Origin of the sequence: Pelosinus sp. IPA-1, from assembly GCF_030269905.1 — a bacterium.
Lineage (GTDB): Bacteria > Bacillota > Negativicutes > DSM-13327 > DSM-13327 > Pelosinus.
The window spans coordinates 220,311-237,958 of sequence record NZ_BSVC01000002.1; the positions used below are offsets into that span (position 1 = coordinate 220,311).

A 17,648-nucleotide genomic window follows, 5' to 3' on the forward strand; every position below is an offset into this window, starting at 1 on the left:
ATATGACATGGCTGTCATGTGGAGCGCGTTGTGCTATTATGTCTTTGAAAGGAGATGATAATTTGCCGAAAGACACTTTTTATAACCTGAGCGATGATAAGAAACGGAAAATTTTTGATGCTGCCGTACAGGAGTTTTCAACCCGACATTTTAGCGAGGCATCCATCAACCAGATTGTAAAGGCTGCTGGGATACCCAGAGGAAGCTTCTATCAGTACTTTAGCGGTAAAGAAGACCTCTTTTTTTATATATTTGAAGAAATAGTAAAGGAAAAACTAGAGATCATCCGTCAGGCGGAAACGATTGACCCGGATGCGGATGCTTTTGAAATCTGTATACAAACAACCTGAGCTACATTTGAATGGGGCAAGTTAAAACCTGAATATAGCCAGATAGGTAAGCTGATGGAGATAGATGACAGCGAGTTCATAGCTAAGCTCCGTGCCACTTCGTTCGAAGGATTGAGAAAACTGATCGAGCGTGACAAAGAACGCGGTCTTATAAAGCCAGGAATTGATTCCGACTTGGTAATAGAAATGATTTACGGACTCATCTGGAAGCAGTTTTCTTTAGTTGGGTTCGACAAGGATCTATTTTTAAAAAGGATTAACGACGGTATGACAATAATTAAAAGCGGAATTACAATCAGAGCAACCTGAATAACGAATAGAAAGGATATATTATACTATGGCGAATAAAAAAAGTGGGCAAACCGCCTTTAGCGTAGCGGCAGGACGGTTGATTGAACAGTATCAACCAAAGGAAATCAGACTTTTTACCGATCCTGTAATTAAAAATCTTTTTAATTGGCCTGTCCAGTTCCTGATACAATTCAAAATAATTAGAGATTGGATAATAAGATTCAGTGACAACAAAACCAAGGGTATTCATGGTTCACAAATTTGTCGAACTAAATATATTGACGATTCGCTTCAATCAGCTATCGAAAGTGGGATCGAACAAGTTGTAATATTGGGTGCCGGTCTGGATACACGTCCGTATAGGATATCAGGTCGCGACCATATTAAGTTTTTCGAAATAGACATGCCTTCGATCCAGGACTACAAAAAGAAAAAAGTTAAAAACTACCTCGGTTCATTGCCGGAAAATGTCGTTTTCATTCCTATTGACTTCAATATTCAAACTCTGGATGAGGTTATTGCTGGAAAAGGGTTGGACTTTTCTAAGCCTATCGTTTTTATCTGGGAAGGGGTTACACCGTATATTACTGAAGAAGCCGTAGGCAACACTCTGCGTTTTATTTCAAAAATTTCGCCAGGGAGTATCTTGGTGTTTACGTATATTCTAAAAAGCGTGATAGAAAAAAACTCCGACATTGAAGGCGCGTACGATCTGGTGAAATATCTCGAAAAATACGGGATTACTTGGCATTTTGGACTTGACCCGTCTGATGTATCCAGTTTTCTCAAGAAATTTAACCTTAAGCTAATCGAAGATGTTGGAACTGCGTACTTTCAGAAAAAATATTTAAAACCGCTCGGGCGGCAGTTAAACGTGTCAGAAATTGAAAGGATAGTTTATGCAACGGTTATTTAATAAGATTGGTAAAGGGCAGGCGAATGTTGACAAGATACTATATACTTGACGCTGTAAGTTGACTGTTGTAGTGGTTTTTACCCGACATCCGATTATATATAATAGTTAGAGCGGGTCAAAAAAACAAATATATACGACAACCTCCTGCAAAGCAGCCTAGCCTTGCAGGAGGTTTGTATTTTAATGGTACACAGGAAAGCAATATGGGATACCGTTTTTAAAAATTTCTGTTCTGCTCTATTACCTGATACTGAGGCTATGTATAGAAAGGCAACAAGCTCGGCCTGTGGTATTGTTCAGTTAAAAATGGGTACAATTTATTTAAATCTGTAAATTTTAAAGCACGGGAGGTGATGGAGCCTGACTTTTGCCTATTGGTATTACGTACTTATCGTTATAAGTCTCATTTTATTAGGTATATCACTAAACTACAAAAAAGACTGGAAACTATTGGTCCTGCACTTGATGATTACAGGCATAATTCACCCGTTCGAAGTAGTGGTCATGCTGACAGATGGTTATCGATATATACCGGGCATCGTGCTTGATCCACAGACCGACAGCACTATTGGTGCTTTTATTTCAGATCTATTTATTGTCCCAGCTTTAGCAGTAGTGATAAATGCGCTTTCGCTTTCTTGGCCCTTTATCCTGGGGATTACTGCCGCTTTTACAGGCATTGATTGGCTTTACGTTAAGATCGGTGTCTATGAACATTACTGGTGGAAATCCATATACACTGGTAGCGGGTTAATCATTCTGTACGCTATAAGCAGATGGTTTTGGCATTGTCTTCAGGAAAAGAAGCCATCGTTATTATTTCGCCTCCTAGCTATCTACCTAACGTATATTCCCATTCCAATCATAATCAACTTTGTATTAGCGAGACTACTTAATGTATTTAAATTCGAAATTTATTTGTTATCAGCCCTAGAGAAGAATCATCCTGTTTTTAACAATGTCTATCTTATTTTTACAGGGGTTGTTGTTACGCTTTGCATCGGTCTCAGATTGCGCTTTCGGTATCGTCTTTTCGGCATTGGTCTATTGGCTTTAGTCAGTTGGGCGCTAGAGTATTATAATATATTTGTGTCTCCCATTGAAATGTCTTCACAGTACCTTACCTTAGTTCCATTAGTAGGAGTACTTTTTGTAATTGTCCTATTTCATATCGCTAAGCTAGACTACCTCTTTTAATACTCCCGGTATAGCAATAGGCTGCATCAATGCTTACTTTTTTTGAAGAAGCAGTGGGACGGTTCCGCTGCTTCTGATGTTTCTTAAAAGAACCGTTACCTGACTCATTATAGAAGTTTTTATGCAGACGTCGCAGTATTCTTTGTATCCTGTTCATCCTTCAGTCCAACCACATTGAATTTTCATCTTTATTCTTCCTCGATCTTCACTGTTTTCCTCTGCCTCCCGAGTCTCAATGCCTCTTCCTTGTCTGCAACGTATACATCGATCCTATCGCCTACAATGTAACCACCTCGGTCCTCATTGACATACCAATGACCATCTATGCATATCCTAGTTCCCAAGGAATACCTAGAACTCATTGCTACTGTGCGCCCTACGGCTACCCTAGTCCCACTCGCGGTAATTCCATGACCATTCATACCTTCATCGTTTGCGGTGTAGTACGAGATTTCCATGACAACTTCGCGGTATCGAGGCTCTGGCTCCACAACTACGGTTTCCTCTATGGGAGCTACGTACTCCACGGGTGCTTCGTAGTTATCTTCGTACAAGCAATGTGGTGCAGTGAAAAATAGCACCAGAATAAGCAGTGTAATTCGCAGTAATCATCGACCTCCTTATAAATCAAAGAATACTTTATAAAATATACATTCGTAAAACCTATGCAATATTCACATGGAGCATTAGTGAGTGCCTCTCCTATTATCTTATGAAGTCTTAGTTCATTCTGTAACCTTATTTTGTCTTCTTGGTTTCTTCGCTTGCATTGATGTCATATACGTTTCTTTGCAAAGTCAGCAGATAGCTTTTGTCATCAATATTGATAAGGTCCATGCACTTAACCATAAATGCAAAGATTCAGTAAAACCGTCCCCTTGATTTTTCCCGTTAGTAGTGGTGATGAGTGGGTCTCAAAGGCAGTAGTGGGGTCGCAAAATTCACCTATAAATAACATAATATATACGACAACTCCTGCAAAGCAGCCTAGCTTTGCAGGAGTTTTGTATTTTAATGGTAAATAGGATAGAAATATAGAACATAAGATAGGGATGAATCAGAGGGACCGTCCCCTTGAGTTCTAAAAATTTGGATTTTAATTAAACTTTACTCTGTAAGAGTGTTACAAATAAATTATTTAAAGTAACTAATTTATTTGCGTAACCATAAGAAAGGTGATGATAATATGGTAAATGTTACGTTGGGGAGAACAGGAATAACAGTAAATAGAAATGGATTTGGTGCTCTTCCAGTTCAACGTGTATCTAATGATGAAGCAGTGAAGCTGTTAAGAAAAGCCTATGATAATGGTATTAATTTTTTTGATACAGCAAGAAGTTATACCGATAGTGAGTATAAAATAGGTCTTGCTTTAAGCAATGTAAGAGATAAAATAATTATTGCAACAAAAACACCATCTACTACAGTTCAAGGATTTTGGAGTGATTTAGAAAAGAGCCTTAATTTACTTAAAACAGATTATATTGATATTTACCAGTTTCACAATCCAAGTTTTTGTCCTAAACCTAATGATGGAACAGGACTTTATGAAGCTATGTTAGAGGCAAAAAAGCAAGGGAAAATTCGCTTTATTGGTATTACAAATCATAGACTTCCAGTTGCCATAGAAGCGGTTGACTCAGGACTTTACGACACTTTACAGTTTCCATTTAGCTATATTGCGGATCAAAAAGATGAGGACTTGGTAAAGCTATGCAAAGATAAGAATGTGGGTTACATATGTATGAAGGCGCTGGCTGGTGGGCTTATAACAAGAAGTGATACGGCTTATGCGTACCTTTCTCAATTTAACAACACTTTACCTATTTGGGGGATTCAACGAGAAAATGAGCTTGATGAATTTATTTCTTATATAGAAAACCCACCTATAATGACTACTGAGATTCGAGAGTATATTGAAAATGAAAGAAAAGAGCTTGTAGGCGAATTCTGTCGTGGTTGTGGATATTGCATGCCATGTCCTGCAGGCATAGAGATTAACACCTGTGCAAGAATGTCTCTGCTTCTTCGCAGGTCTACAACTAAAGGACTTCTTTCAGAAGAAGGACAAGCAAAGATGAAAAAAATAGAGGATTGTATAAATTGTGGTAACTGTAAGATTCATTGTCCTTATGGTCTTGATACTCCAAATCTTTTAAAGAGAAATTATGAGGATTATAGACAACACCTTAAAAAAATATGAGATACTGCTTTTCCAAGAAAAGCTTATGATTATATATTTATGACATGAGGCAAAACGATATTAGTGACTCAAAAGAACCGTCCCTGTGAATTTCATAGGCGGATTTACAAGGTCACGGATCGCTATGCCGAACTCCTGACCATGCAATGAGTATAACCAATAGACAATAGTTATAGTGATCAAAAAACAATATATATGACAAAACTCCTGCAAGCCGCCTAGCCTTGCAGGAGTTTGTCGTATTTTAATGGTAAATAGAGTAGAAATATTGGAGATTGCTTCTCAAAGAAATGACCCAAAAGAACCGTCCTTGCGATCTTTTCAAAATAAATGATAAATTTTGGCGTAAAGAAATTTGCAGGGAATTCCCGTTTAATGATAAATAGTGTATTAATAGATGTTTTTTTAGTAATAAAATGTAACGTTCTAAAAATATCCCCTTGAGGGGAATAGAAAAATTCGATATTGGCGAAATCTCTTTAGATAATTCAAGTAAATTTATAACTAAATCAGGGGTGAAGTCATGCAGGAAGAGAAAATATTGGCTGAAACGAAATTTGGAAAAATGGACAAGAAGAAATTGTTGGCAATTAGCTTAGTTATACTGCTAGTGATTGGTGCAGGGTTATTTCAATTTGTCGCAGGCAAAGTTCGGCAGGCGGCTGAGCAGAATCTTTTGGCAATGGCTAATGAGAAGATTAATGGCAAAGTCTTGGTTGAAAGTATTGATCTATCAATGTTGGGTGCGGTTGTGGCCAATAAAGTCCAGGCATTTGATAAATCAGGTCAGGAGGTAGCAGCATTTGACCGAATAAAGATAAGCTATGATTGGAGCGACTTGTTTAAAGGACAGCTTGGGCTGCAGCTGGTCACCGGTATTACAATAGAAAAGCCGGAAGTTTGGCTGGTATACCGGGATGGAAAATTTAACGTAGATGATTTGATTAAAACTAAAAAAGATGAGAAGGCAAATTTCTTTGGATTGGTAAAGGTTCAGAATGGGACGATTAATTTCGAATTGTCACCACTTAAGAATAAGATGGAAGCAGTAAATGGAACCATAGATTTTTCCCAAGAAAATGTATGTAAAACAGCTATTAGCGGTAAAGTGGAAGAAAGCAGTATAAACATTGACGGGCAGTGGGGTTCTGGTGGCAGTTCTACAGTTTCTCTACTAGTAAAAGGCGTTAATCTTGCAAAATTAGGTTTGACGACGGCAAATGATCCTATTCAAGTTACAGCTGGAATTCTTGATGAATTGACTGTAAAAGCAGGTGAAGGAACAAATGGTAGTATAGCATTACAGTCGGTGGATGGGCGATTTTCCGGCCTACATACTCTAGGCGCATTAGAGGTTACTCAAGCTGGAGGTAGTTTCACGAAGCAGGACAACAGCATTGCCTTTACTGATGTAAGTGCTTTGTATAAGGGACAGTCGATTACAGGCAATGGGCGTGTGATAAGTAATGCTGATGGAAACCAGACGTTGGACTTTGCTGTTAAGATGCCTTCGGCCAGCCCTGCGGCAATAATGCCGAATCTGAAAGCTTCAGGTAACTTGGCGGCCAATGCGGCCATTACAGGACCTGTGCTTTCGCCGGTTGTTGCCGGCAGTTTCACATTGGACAGTCTTGAATTCGGTGATATGGTTGTAAGTGGTATCAGCGGTTCTTTTAATTATCTGAATAAGGTGATGGAGTTGCTGACGTCTGCTGGTACAACCAACGGTGGTTCTGTTTCGGCCAATGGTGTTATTTATCCCGATTCGGAAAAATATAATTTATCGATTTCAGGCAGTGGACTACAGAGCTCACAGATGACCACAAAAGATGTTTCAGGACCCCTTTCCTTCGTTGGAAGGGCTGTCGGCGATTCGAGCTCAGCACTGACTCAGGGAAATTTTAGCATTAATAATGGTAAGGCGTATGGTCTCTCTTTCCAGACCTTGACCGGCAATTTCGTAAAACAGGGTTCTGCGGAAACTGAAATAAGCAATCTGGCGATAAAGACGGCATTAGGAACTTTTTATCCAGAACAGTTGAATCAGGAAATCATAAATAGGTTAAACAAATCCATTGCTGAAAGGAATATACCGACATCAATTGATGCTGTAAAGAAAGCCGGGACGGAAAAATTGATTCAGCAAATTTTCCGGTAGACTTTTAATTTTTCCTACATAAAAGGCGAGAGTGAACATTTTGCCCTCGCCCCTTGTGTCAAGGGGCAGGGCTCCACCAAGCAAATCTGGAAATGAATTAGAACCCACGAATTTCGTGGGTTCTTTGCTATGAGTTAGACCGTCACCTGACTCATATTAAATAATGTTGCTAAAGGTGGTTACGTCTATATCTACTTAGGATCACCGCTTAGTAAAATCGTTTTCAAGATGCGAGTATTAAAGAACGAAGTATCGCCTGATAAACTGATTGATGACAACAAATATAGTTTTAAGCTACGTTTCAAATTCTATCAAAAGTAAGAAGGAATCTATTTACAGCATCAGCCATTACCTTTTTACCTGAGATATCAGGATGTAAACCATCTTGTGAATACATAGTTGGCAAAAAGCCTCTATTATCGCTTAATAAAGGGTTAATATCAATTACATATTGTTGCTTTTTTAGGAAAGTATTTACAATATCGGTTTGGTGCTGCCAATCGTTAGTAGATGGCTTCTTAAAGACTCGTTCAATTCCGTCTGGATTGATAGGTGGAATAGTTAAAAAAATTGGAGTTATGTTGTTTTGCTCACATTTATTGATTAGCCTTTGGAATTGCTCGATTACATCCTCAGCCTTCGTTCCGCCTCTTATACTGTTACCACCCCCCAGTATAAAAAGATATTTTGGCTGAAATGGCAAAACGTCACTATTGAAACGCTCGACCAATGATTCAACACTGTCACCGCTTTTACCCAAGTTTTTAATTTCATAAGGTATGTACGACGAGTAGTCAAATCTAATATCTGAAGGTGGATTAGAGACAGCTCCTCCACCATGAGTAATACTGTCACCAAAAACTGCCCATGTATAATGTTTTACAGAAACATGAAAAGGAATAGCATCCGAGTAAGTACCTATCGGGTAATAGTAGCGATTAAGTGCAATTACTCTCCAGTAATAGGTACCCTCTTCGACATAAGCATGTATGTCATAACAATCAAACCCTTCATCCACGATGTAACTACGTACTCGCTTTATTGAGGGAATAATTCCATTGGGGTTTTCAGGAGCACCCTTAGTAACCTCAACAACGTAATGTTCAGCTCCGAGTACTGGGATCCAAGAATATGTCGGGTAAAGCGGTACTGGTCGATTTGTATTAAAAAGAGCTGTGGGCTGCGGCTTTGTAGGATTTAATTGCCCACTTGATAACGGCATAGGTTCAGAAAAAATCGCGAGGGGCTTCCTATTTAAATCTAAGGGTCTAACTCTATAGTATGTTTTATCAATATGTTGAATAGTAAGCTGATTTAAATCTAATTCAATGCCAGGAGCAAAAATATCTACTGTATGGTAGACGATATCTTTTGCTGGTACTGAATCATTCGGCTTATAAGGTTTGGTCATTACCTCCATTTCATAAGCCACAACATCTTCGCTATTTTTCCACGTAAGATGTATCTTATTGGGTTGAACGACGGAAGCGCTCGATGTTACGGAAGAGTTCGATGTTAAGGCAAAACTCAATATTAAGGTAACAATAATAAGGAAAACTATAAATTTATTAACTTTCATAGGAATCTCCAATCTAAGTAGAAGATTAGTGTTCAGCAATAGAATTATATTACTGAAGTTGGATGTGCTATAAGTAGAAATGCAATTAAAAAAGACCCTATTATATAATACACTAGATTCTAGGATAAAAGGAGATGGTTCTGAGGAATATCGTTTTTCTGTTTGCGTAACCCGTGTCCGTGAAAGTAGCAGTTTGCAAAATAGATAATTATGAACATTGTACAAATTATTATTGAATAATAATAATTAATATGATACCGTATAGATAAATTTACTGGAGGTGATTGTTATGACAGATAAAGAATTTCTAGACTTACTGATGTCATATGAAGCTGGTAAAGTTCCATTATTGAATGTCGGATTAGCATTAGCGAATAATCAATTTAGCCATGAATACTTGGCGTTAGCAAATAATATTTTGATTGCCAAAAAAGAACAAAGCAAGGTTGGCAGAACACAAACTATTTCCCATGATGTAAAAGAATTAATTTTTAAGTTAAGAACAGAAGGAGTAGCATTAGAATCGATTGCACATCAAGCAAAATGCAGTTTATCGACTGTTAGAAGAACATTAGGAAACTATCAGCAAGCATTTGATTAATTCATACGATAAACTCCTGCAAGCAGCTTAGACTTGCAGGAGTTTTGCATTTTAATGGTAAATAGGATAGAAATATAGAACATAAGATAGGAATGACTCAAGAGAACCGTCCCTGCGATTTTACGTGATTTTTTTCAAAGCCCAACATGATTAAGGAGTCGATAATTCTTGAAAAAAAGAGAAGATAAAATTCGAGAGTACTTTAATTTATGGCTTACTAAAGAATCAGCCCAATTAAAAGAAATATTTACAAATGAAGTTTTTTATAGTGAATGTTATGGACCTGAATATCACGGGATTGACCAAATTCTAAAATGGTTTAACGATTGGAATAAAAGAGGAACTGTTTTGCAATGGAGAATAAAGCACTTCATTCATGAGGGGAACTGCACCGTGGCAGAATGGTATTTCGAGTGTGAGTTTGATGGAGTGCGTGATGAATTTAATGGCGTTTCCATTATTTTGTTTAGTTCCGACGAAAAAATTGTTTCTTTAAAAGAGTTTCAGTCAAAATCAAAACATTATCAGCCTTATGGAGAAAAGTAGATAAAGTGTGTCATTTACATGTCTGCTATTATGATAAAGAGCATTGTGGTAACTACTTACGGATGAGTAGTTACTACAATGCTCTTTTTTTATCCCTTCGAGTACTTATATTGCAAGATAGGACCACCGTCCTACAGATTTTTTTTTATTTGAAATTAACATTACCGAACTGTCTGCGGGCATTCAGTAACAATTCGGTTATTAAATTTAATTTTTCTTTAGTCGCTCGAAAGTTAGGAACGCTAACGCTTAGGGCGGCAATTACATTGCCGTTGGACTCCAAAGGCACAGCATAGCAACATAGCCCCTTGGTAATTTCTTCGTATTCTTTAGCAATATGCTCATTTCTAATTGTTAATAATTGATTATTTAGAATATCGAAATCCGTAATTGTATTCTCTGTATAAGGAATTAAGCCCTTGGGATATAATTTTTTTACTTCTTCAATGTCATAGTTGCTTAATAAGGCTTTTCCTAATGCGGTGCAATATGCGGGAAGTCGTTTTCCGACACGAGAGATAATGCGAATATCCAAGCCTACTTCGGGTTCCTCTTTTAGCACGTATAAAACATTGTTTCCTTCTAAAACTCCCATTTGGCAGATTTCTTTAATTTCGGCAACGACATTTTTCATTATAGACTTAGCGAATTCAAGCATGTATTCATCTTGAGAATAAGAAGAACCAATACAGAAGGTGGAAATGCCTAGTTTATAACGAAACGAATCCTTACCTAGTTGGATGTAATTCATATCAGTCATAGTTTGCAAAATAGGGTAAAGGGTGCTCTTGGGAACCGAGATAGCTTTAGATATTTCGGTAAGAGTTAATCCATCTGCATTAACAGATAAAAGATTTAATATATTTAATACTCGTTCTGTAGGCTTATGAGACATAAATACTCCTTAGATCAATAAAATTTGTATTACTACCATTTTATTGATTTTTAAAAAAAATGTCTACTTAAATATGAATTGTAATTACTCGCTAGCATAATCAGGTGGAATGAAAAGTTAAAATACTATTGCGAATAATTGCATAAATGTGCTATTATCTAGTTAATAGTTCTCATAAACAAATTTGGTTCGTATATAAGAATTATGAAAGGAGTGGTTAACAGAGAAAGAACCCCATCGTATAGGTCGTAGTCTTAGAATGTAATGAAATTGTAAGGAGGGAATTGTTTATGTCAATGAAATCAATTTATGATGTAAAAGATGTATCTTTATATAACATTTACACTCATGCTGAGGGGCCAAAGGGAAAGTTGCCTTTTAGTGAAGAGTACTTAAGAGAATCGCCAAGTGGACATATTTTTGGAATGACTCTAAATGCTGGTATGGGCTGGAATCCAGAAAGACTGAATGATGACGATGTACTTATTTTAAGTACTCAAGGGGGAATTCGTGGTGAAGATGGCAGAACTGTAGCTGTGGGGTTGCATACAGGCCACTACGAACTAGGTTTGCAGATGCGTGCAGCCGCAGATGAATTGGCAAACCATGGTGGTATACCATATGCGGCCTATGTTACAGATCCGTGTGATGGGAGAAGCCAAGGAACCACAGGGATGTTTGACTCATTGCCTTATCGTAATGATGCTGCAATCGTGTTTAGACGATTAGCGCGGTCTCTCCCAACAAGAAAAGCGGTAATGGGTATTGCTACTTGTGATAAGGGGTTGCCGGCGATGATGATGGCGTTGGCATCGATGCACGATTTGCCGACTGTTCTTGTTCCAGGAGGAGCAACGCTTCAACCCGTAAAAGGTGAAGATGCTGGGACGGTTCAGACAATAGGTGTTCGATTCGCTAGTGATGAAATTTCTTTTGATGAAGCGGCACAAGTGGGGTGCAGAGCCTGTGCATCTGCCGGTGGTGGGTGTCAATTTTTTGGAACGGCAGGGACCTCTCAAGTAATAGCGGAATCACTCGGACTCGCAATTACACATTCTGCTTTAGCGCCTTCCGGGCAGCCTATTTGGGAAGAAGTTGCAAGACAGTCTGCTAGAGCAGTGATGGAATTAAAGGAAAAGGGTATCAATACAAGCGATATTATTACTGATAAGGCAATTGAGAATGCAATGGTTCTACACGCGGCATTTGGTGGATCGACAAATTTACTTCTTCATTTGCCAGCGATTGCTTTTGCAGCAAATTGTAAAGTGCCTACAGTAAATGATTGGGCCGCTATTAATAAAAAGGTTCCTCGTTTAGTAAGTGTTATGCCAATTGGTCCCGTTAACTATCCAACCGTAAGCGTCTTTTTAGCTGGTGGAGTTCCAGAGGTTATGCTTCGCTTAAGAGAACTTGGTCTGCTGCATGAAGATGTAATGACAGTTACAGGTGAGACGTTAGGAGCTAACTTGGATTGGTGGGAAAAATCGGAAAGACGTAAAAAGTGTAGAGAACGTTTAGAAGTATTAGATGGGGTAAATCCTGACGATGTAATTATGAATCCTGCCAAAGCTAGAGAGAGGGGATTAAGATCTACCGTTACATTTCCTGTTGGAAACATTGCGCCTGAGGGATCTGTTGTTAAATCTGCAGCCATTGACCCGACGGTGATTGATGAAGATGGCGTATTCAGACACACTGGCAAGGCGAAAGTATTTACATCCGAAAAGTCAGCAATTAAAGCAATAAAAGATAAAAAAATACAAGCTGGCGATATTATGATTGTTATGGGGGGAGGTCCGAAGGGAACCGGTATGGAGGAAACGTACCAGCTAACTTCAGCATTGAAAAAACTACCTTTTGGCAAACATGTTTCTCTAATTACGGATGCTAGATTTTCTGGTGTTTCTACAGGAGCTTGCTTTGGACATGTAGGGCCTGAAGCATTGGTTGGCGGGCCACTGGGTAAATTGCGAGATGGGGATTTGATAGAGATTATTGTTGATGGAAATCAGTTTGAAGGCTCACTTAATTTCATCGGAACAGAAGAAAATCGGCTTTCTTATAATGAGGCCGCTGAAGTATTGAAAAAACGAGAGATGCATCCAGGAGTGCAGCCAGATCTAGATTTGCCTGATGATACTAAATTGTGGGCAGAACTTCAGTCCATTAGTGGTGGAATATGGAAAGGCTGTGTCTATGATGTGGATAAAATCATCGAGGTTATTGAAGCTGGAAAAAAAGTTTTAGCAGATAAGAAAAGACTTGGCTTCTGACAATTACCTAGACTCTGACAGAAGCCTTAGTCGCTCTTAATCAAGAAAATGGTTATATTTTCTATTCTGTAAACAAAGTAAATAATAAATGTGGTAAAATGTAGGAGGTAAACCTATGCCATTATTAATTGTAGCAATAGGCGTAATTCTATTAATTGTTTTAATTTCTAAATTTAAATTAAATACATTTGTTGCACTCCTGATAGTATCATTTTGTGTAGCACTTACACTGGGTATTCCTATGGAAAAAGTTGTTTCCACGATAGAAACTGGTATTGGCGGAACGTTAGGGCATATTGCACTCATATTTGGTTTGGGTGCAATGTTAGGCCGACTAGTGGCTGATGCTGGTGGTGCACAGCGAATTGCAATGACCTTAATTAATAAATTTGGAGAGACTAAAATAGAGTGGGCCGTTGTAGTTTCCTCATTTATTGTTGGAATCGCAATGTTTTTTGAAGTCGGATTAGTATTGTTGATTCCTATTGTTTTCTCGATTGCAAGGGAAATGAAGGTATCATTATTATCTTTGGGTATCCCAATGCTGGCAGCATTATTGGCCACGCATAGTTTTCTTCCGCCACATCCAGGTCCTACGGTAATCGCTGGGGAGTATGGAGCTGATATTGGGAAAGTCTTGCTATATGGTATTATTGTGGCGATCCCCTCCGTTCTTATAGCGGGTCCAATCTTTACTCGACTCGCAAAAAAGATAGTTCCTTCGGCATTTGAGAAGAGAGGAAGTATTGATTCTTTGGGTGATCAAAAAGAATTTAATCTCGATGACACACCAAGTTTTAATATTAGTTTATTAACAGCCATGTTTCCGGTGATTCTAATGCTGATCGCTACTGGTGTAAAAATGGTAATCGGCAACGCTGGGGTTGATACAAATGTTGTTTTTAGAGTGATTGCATTTGTCGGCGATCCATCCGTGGCAATGCTAATTTCTTTAGTGATTGCAGTGTATACTATGGGAATTAATAGAAATATTTCTATTAAAGAAATTACCAGATCCTGTTCGTCTGCAGCAGCCTCTATCGGTATGATGTTATTGATTATTGGTGGCGGTGGAGCTTTCAAGCAAGTGCTTATTAATGGTGGAGTCGGCAAGTATATAGCAGTTATATTTGCTGGGACATCTATGTCTCCAATTCTTTTAGCATGGATTGTTGCAGCGATATTGCGTATTTCTTTAGGTTCAGCAACTGTTGCGGCGATATCTACGGCTGGTTTAGTTATTCCGATGTTAGCTCAATATAATGCTAATTTGGCATTGGTCACCCTCGCAACAGGTTGCGGCAGTGCCATTGCATCACATGTTAATGATGCTGGATTTTGGATGGTTAAGGAATATTTCGGCTTAACTTTGAAAGAAACGTTTGCTACCTGGACATTGTTATCGACAATTACTTCTGTTGTAGGGCTGATATTTATTTTGGCGTTAGATGAAATAATTAAATAGTTATCCGAATGGATATTTTAAGGATTTTATTTGGTAACCAACAAGGTAGAAATTAAATTGTAGGATATAGGAGGATTTTAAAATGAATTGTAAATATATTAGTCCGATTTTAACATCGATCAATGCAGATGGTACGGTAGATTATGAAACGATGCATAAGCTGTACGACACATTGATTGATGCAGGAATTGATGGAATTTTGGTTGGAGGCAGTTCGGGAGAGTTCTATGCCTTTACGTATGAAGAGATTAAGGAATTTATCTTGGATGCGATTTCATATATTGGTAATCGCGCAATTGTGATGGCAGGTACAGGACGGATGGTATACAAGGAAACTGTAGATTTGTCGAATTTGGCTTTAAAGGCAGGTGCAACCTCAGTACTTGTAGTAGGTCCATATTATAGTGCTTGCAACCAGGAGGATGTATTTAACTATTATGATAATCTTTTAACAGATGTAAAAGGACCGCTTTATATCTATAATTACGAAGACCGTACCGGTTATGATGTAACAGTGGACACCTTTTTGCGCCTACTAGCTAAGCATGACCATCTAGAGGGCATGAAAGATACGCATGCCGTGCTTCGACATACTCAAAAGTATATTCAACTCGTAAAATCTAAGTATCCAAATTTCATTGTTTATACTGGATATGATAATAATTGCATCCCAACGGTTATTTCCGGTGGCGACGGTTGCATTGGTGCGTTATCTAATGTATACCCGTCTCTATGTGCTGAGGTTATAGAATCTCTTCGCAAGGAAGATTTGAGTCAAATTGTAAAGGCTCAGCGATCGATTGATGAAAGAATGCGTTTTTACGAAGTCTATACACCATTTAATCCTGTGATGAAATGGGCTATGGCAGAGTTAGGCATGGGTATGCAAGAAAACTGCAAAGCACCATTGACGGCGTTGACTGAAGATACAAAAGCTTCTTTGTCTGGCTTTGCGGATCAATTATGGCGTAATAAATAGGATATTAGTGTATTAGAAGAAGCAGTGGGACGGTTCCGCTGCTTCTTTGAATATCTGTCTATTTTTTTCGTTGGTGAGATAAATAAAAGCACCTTTTCCTGGTTGATAAAGAACCAGGAAAAGGTGCAAAAAAAAAACTACTGTATTTATATAAATATAAAGAAAATCAGAGGCACAGCACAACGTTTATTAAAACGCTGCACCTGTTCCTTGACACTTCAGTAGCAAAGATAGGGGGATGATTATTTTTTCCCAACCGCAGCAAGATATATTGTAAATTCTTCTTCTCCATTTAACCCCAATAGCTGGTCTACGCGGTTCTGATCATAAATACCGATAGCACAAGTTCCAGCGCCGATTGATTCGCTAGCTAAATATAAGTTCTGGCATACATGCCCAATATCGATCAGAATTTTTTTGTGGGCAGTAATATCATATTTCCACTCAGATCGGTAAGGTATGGTACTCCAAATAAATAGTATTGCTGCTTTATTAGCAAAATTAGGTACAAAAGGCTGATCCAATGTAATTTCGTCTATTTTGTTCTCTATTTCATCCAATTCAAACATGAATAAAAGCTTATGTTCTACTGGAAGGTAGCGATAGACTCCTTTTTGAAGTTCTTTTACATTCCGTATCAGTAAGTAGCTTTCAAAAGAATGTGTGGCGCCACTGCAAGGAACTGTTCTAAACGTGATTCCAGCTTTATTGGTATTGGTAATACCTTGGGTTGCCCACAGGAGATAAGATAGCTCGTTAAGGCTTATAGCTTGATCACTGTAAAATCTCGTACTTCTTCTTTCCTTTATACAAGTGTAGATATTTCCATTCGTCAGAGTTCTTTCACTTACCATTGGGAGATCAACTAATCTTGAATTGATTCCGTAGGATTTCGACTTTGGCGGTTGAGAAATTCCCTTCTTTGCATCAGTTGTTATTGTCTTAAATTCTGTAAAATTCGACTTTAAAAAACTTCGTTGTTGATCATACTTTCCCATATCTGAACTCCTTTAAATATATTCTTTATCTCAACGCACATAGTGAGCTAGGATGGAATAATACTACATATAGTGCTTGTAACATGTAGTATTATACTATATGTAGTGTGATTCCTGCTGGTTTAAATAAAAAAATAAATTAATTTTGCATTAAAAGTTCATACTGCTATTATATATTTGTCAGGTTTGAGTTTGTTGACGTGAGATGAGAAAATGGGAGTGACTCAAAAGAACTGTCTCCTTGACATTTCAGTATGAAAAATTTGGCGAAGGAAAGGCATATGGTTGATTTAATCTTAACGTTATGCTAGAATTGAGTTACGATTTTAGATTTGTAGATCGTAATTTAATTATATATTTAAGTTTTCTAGGGTTCCGCAGTTTGTAACTGGCAGGTCCGAGAGAAAACACACAGTTAACTGTGTACACGGAAGGATAAAAGCCTGGGAGATATTTAATAATATCTTTTGGGCTTTTTTTTATTTTATTCTTGAGGAGGATAAGGTGATGGGTGGTTTCAGTTATAAAGATATTTATATTGAAGATGGAACAAGGGTACTGGAAGTTAATATACTTCTAGAGAAGTATTGTAACTTTGATTGCATATTTTGTCCTATTGGAAGGTCGCAAAATAAGGTAGATACCCAAAAGTCATTTGGTAAAATGGATAGTTCATTGATTGAACTAGAACGCATGATAGAAAATACAAAAGCAGAATTAGTTTTTATTAACTCAAAAGGAGAAGCCTTAATAAATGATAAAATTGGTGATATTGTTGACTTTATCAAAGGCAAAGGCTTACCTGTAAGGCTGCTTTCTAATGGATATTTACTAGGTAGAGATGAATATATAAAAATTGCTAATAAATGTGATGAGGTTGTTGGAGAGATAAAAGTAATAACAGAAGAAGATTTTCAAAAAGTCCAAAGACCGATTAAAGGGTATACGTTAGTAGAATATATTTCAAATATGGTTTCCTTTAATAAACAATATAAAGGGAAGTTTATATTTGAAGTTACTATTATTAAGGGCTATAACGATGATGACGAATCAATTCAGAAGATAAAAAATATTATTAAGGAAATATCTCCTAGCAAGATAATTATGGCAAGAATGGAAGATGAAAGATTTAAGAAAAAACTTGGTGTAACTGATGAAAGATTTGAGGAAATTTCAAATACTATTTTATGATTT

The 17,648-nt window shown here is 37.7% G+C and carries 17 protein-coding genes and 1 riboswitch; of the genes, 13 read left to right on the forward strand and 4 right to left on the reverse strand.

Annotation, left to right across the window (positions count from 1 at the left end; genetic code table 11):
• The first annotated feature begins 62 nt into the window (after window positions 1-62).
• The 5 genes from QSJ81_RS04735 (at window position 63) to QSJ81_RS04755 (ending at window position 2,754) form a co-directional block, all read left to right on the forward strand.
• Window positions 63-350: a TetR/AcrR family transcriptional regulator gene (locus QSJ81_RS04735; RefSeq protein ID WP_285716268.1), complete on the forward strand. Its 288-nt coding sequence runs from the start codon at window positions 63-65 to the stop codon at window positions 348-350.
• 54 nt (window positions 351-404) lie between these two features.
• The gene (locus QSJ81_RS04740) at window positions 405-659 is read left to right on the forward strand and encodes a TetR-like C-terminal domain-containing protein (RefSeq protein WP_285716269.1); all 255 of its coding nucleotides are present in this window, start codon (window positions 405-407) and stop codon (window positions 657-659) included.
• Between the two features lie 28 nt (window positions 660-687).
• Entirely contained in the window at window positions 688-1,557 is an 870-nt protein-coding gene (locus QSJ81_RS04745; protein ID WP_285716270.1) for a class I SAM-dependent methyltransferase, read from the forward strand.
• Window positions 1,558-1,740: 183 nt separating this feature from the next.
• Window positions 1,741-1,890: a hypothetical protein gene (locus tag QSJ81_RS04750; RefSeq protein ID WP_285716271.1), complete on the forward strand. Its 150-nt coding sequence runs from the start codon at window positions 1,741-1,743 to the stop codon at window positions 1,888-1,890.
• A gap of 132 nt (window positions 1,891-2,022) precedes the next feature.
• Complete coding sequence (locus QSJ81_RS04755; RefSeq protein WP_285716272.1) at window positions 2,023-2,754, forward strand: hypothetical protein; 732 nt, start codon at window positions 2,023-2,025, stop codon at window positions 2,752-2,754.
• A 188-nt stretch (window positions 2,755-2,942) separates the two neighbouring features.
• Here the strand turns inward: QSJ81_RS04755 and QSJ81_RS04760 are convergent, their stop codons facing one another.
• A complete protein-coding gene (locus tag QSJ81_RS04760; protein ID WP_285716273.1) occupies window positions 2,943-3,176 on the reverse strand; it encodes a 3D domain-containing protein in 234 nt (77 codons plus the stop codon).
• Between the two features lie 764 nt (window positions 3,177-3,940).
• Between QSJ81_RS04760 and QSJ81_RS04765 the strand changes: the two genes are divergently transcribed.
• Window positions 3,941-4,957 carry an aldo/keto reductase gene (locus QSJ81_RS04765; protein ID WP_285716274.1) on the forward strand — a complete coding sequence of 339 codons (1,017 nt, stop codon included), beginning with the start codon at window positions 3,941-3,943 and terminating at the stop codon, window positions 4,955-4,957.
• 523 nt (window positions 4,958-5,480) lie between these two features.
• Window positions 5,481-7,115, forward strand: coding sequence for an AsmA family protein (locus QSJ81_RS04770; RefSeq protein ID WP_285716275.1), 1,635 nt, complete (start codon window positions 5,481-5,483; stop codon window positions 7,113-7,115).
• 301 nt (window positions 7,116-7,416) lie between these two features.
• Here QSJ81_RS04770 and QSJ81_RS04775 read toward each other — a convergent pair whose 3' ends face one another.
• A complete protein-coding gene (locus tag QSJ81_RS04775) occupies window positions 7,417-8,694 on the reverse strand; it encodes an SGNH/GDSL hydrolase family protein (protein ID WP_285716276.1) in 1,278 nt (425 codons plus the stop codon).
• A 289-nt stretch (window positions 8,695-8,983) separates the two neighbouring features.
• Between QSJ81_RS04775 and QSJ81_RS04780 the strand changes: the two genes are divergently transcribed.
• Window positions 8,984-9,295, forward strand: a complete 312-nt coding sequence (locus QSJ81_RS04780) for a hypothetical protein (protein WP_285716277.1) — start codon at window positions 8,984-8,986, stop codon at window positions 9,293-9,295.
• 168 nt (window positions 9,296-9,463) lie between these two features.
• A complete protein-coding gene (locus QSJ81_RS04785) occupies window positions 9,464-9,841 on the forward strand; it encodes a nuclear transport factor 2 family protein (protein WP_285716278.1) in 378 nt (125 codons plus the stop codon).
• 145 nt (window positions 9,842-9,986) lie between these two features.
• Here QSJ81_RS04785 and QSJ81_RS04790 read toward each other — a convergent pair whose 3' ends face one another.
• Entirely contained in the window at window positions 9,987-10,736 is a 750-nt protein-coding gene (locus tag QSJ81_RS04790) for an IclR family transcriptional regulator (RefSeq protein ID WP_285716279.1), read from the reverse strand.
• A 290-nt stretch (window positions 10,737-11,026) separates the two neighbouring features.
• Between QSJ81_RS04790 and QSJ81_RS04795 the strand changes: the two genes are divergently transcribed.
• The 3 genes from QSJ81_RS04795 (at window position 11,027) to QSJ81_RS04805 (ending at window position 15,456) form a co-directional block, all read left to right on the forward strand.
• Window positions 11,027-13,012: a YjhG/YagF family D-xylonate dehydratase gene (locus QSJ81_RS04795; protein ID WP_285716280.1), complete on the forward strand. Its 1,986-nt coding sequence runs from the start codon at window positions 11,027-11,029 to the stop codon at window positions 13,010-13,012.
• Between the two features lie 115 nt (window positions 13,013-13,127).
• Window positions 13,128-14,477 (forward strand): GntP family permease, encoded by a 1,350-nt coding sequence (locus QSJ81_RS04800; RefSeq protein WP_285716281.1) that lies wholly within the window; start codon window positions 13,128-13,130, stop codon window positions 14,475-14,477.
• A gap of 82 nt (window positions 14,478-14,559) precedes the next feature.
• A complete protein-coding gene (locus tag QSJ81_RS04805; RefSeq protein ID WP_285716282.1) occupies window positions 14,560-15,456 on the forward strand; it encodes a dihydrodipicolinate synthase family protein in 897 nt (298 codons plus the stop codon).
• Between the two features lie 242 nt (window positions 15,457-15,698).
• On the opposite strand, the gene QSJ81_RS04810 is transcribed toward QSJ81_RS04805, so the two are convergent.
• The gene (locus tag QSJ81_RS04810; RefSeq protein WP_285716283.1) at window positions 15,699-16,454 is read right to left on the reverse strand and encodes a SagB/ThcOx family dehydrogenase; all 756 of its coding nucleotides are present in this window, start codon (window positions 16,452-16,454) and stop codon (window positions 15,699-15,701) included.
• A gap of 356 nt (window positions 16,455-16,810) precedes the next feature.
• A riboswitch (guanidine-I (ykkC/yxkD leader) is annotated at window positions 16,811-16,906 on the forward strand.
• A gap of 55 nt (window positions 16,907-16,961) precedes the next feature.
• On the opposite strand from QSJ81_RS04810, the gene QSJ81_RS04815 reads away from it, so the two are divergent.
• Window positions 16,962-17,645, forward strand: coding sequence for a radical SAM protein (locus tag QSJ81_RS04815; RefSeq protein WP_285716284.1), 684 nt, complete (start codon window positions 16,962-16,964; stop codon window positions 17,643-17,645).
• The last annotated feature ends 3 nt before the right edge of the window (window positions 17,646-17,648 follow it).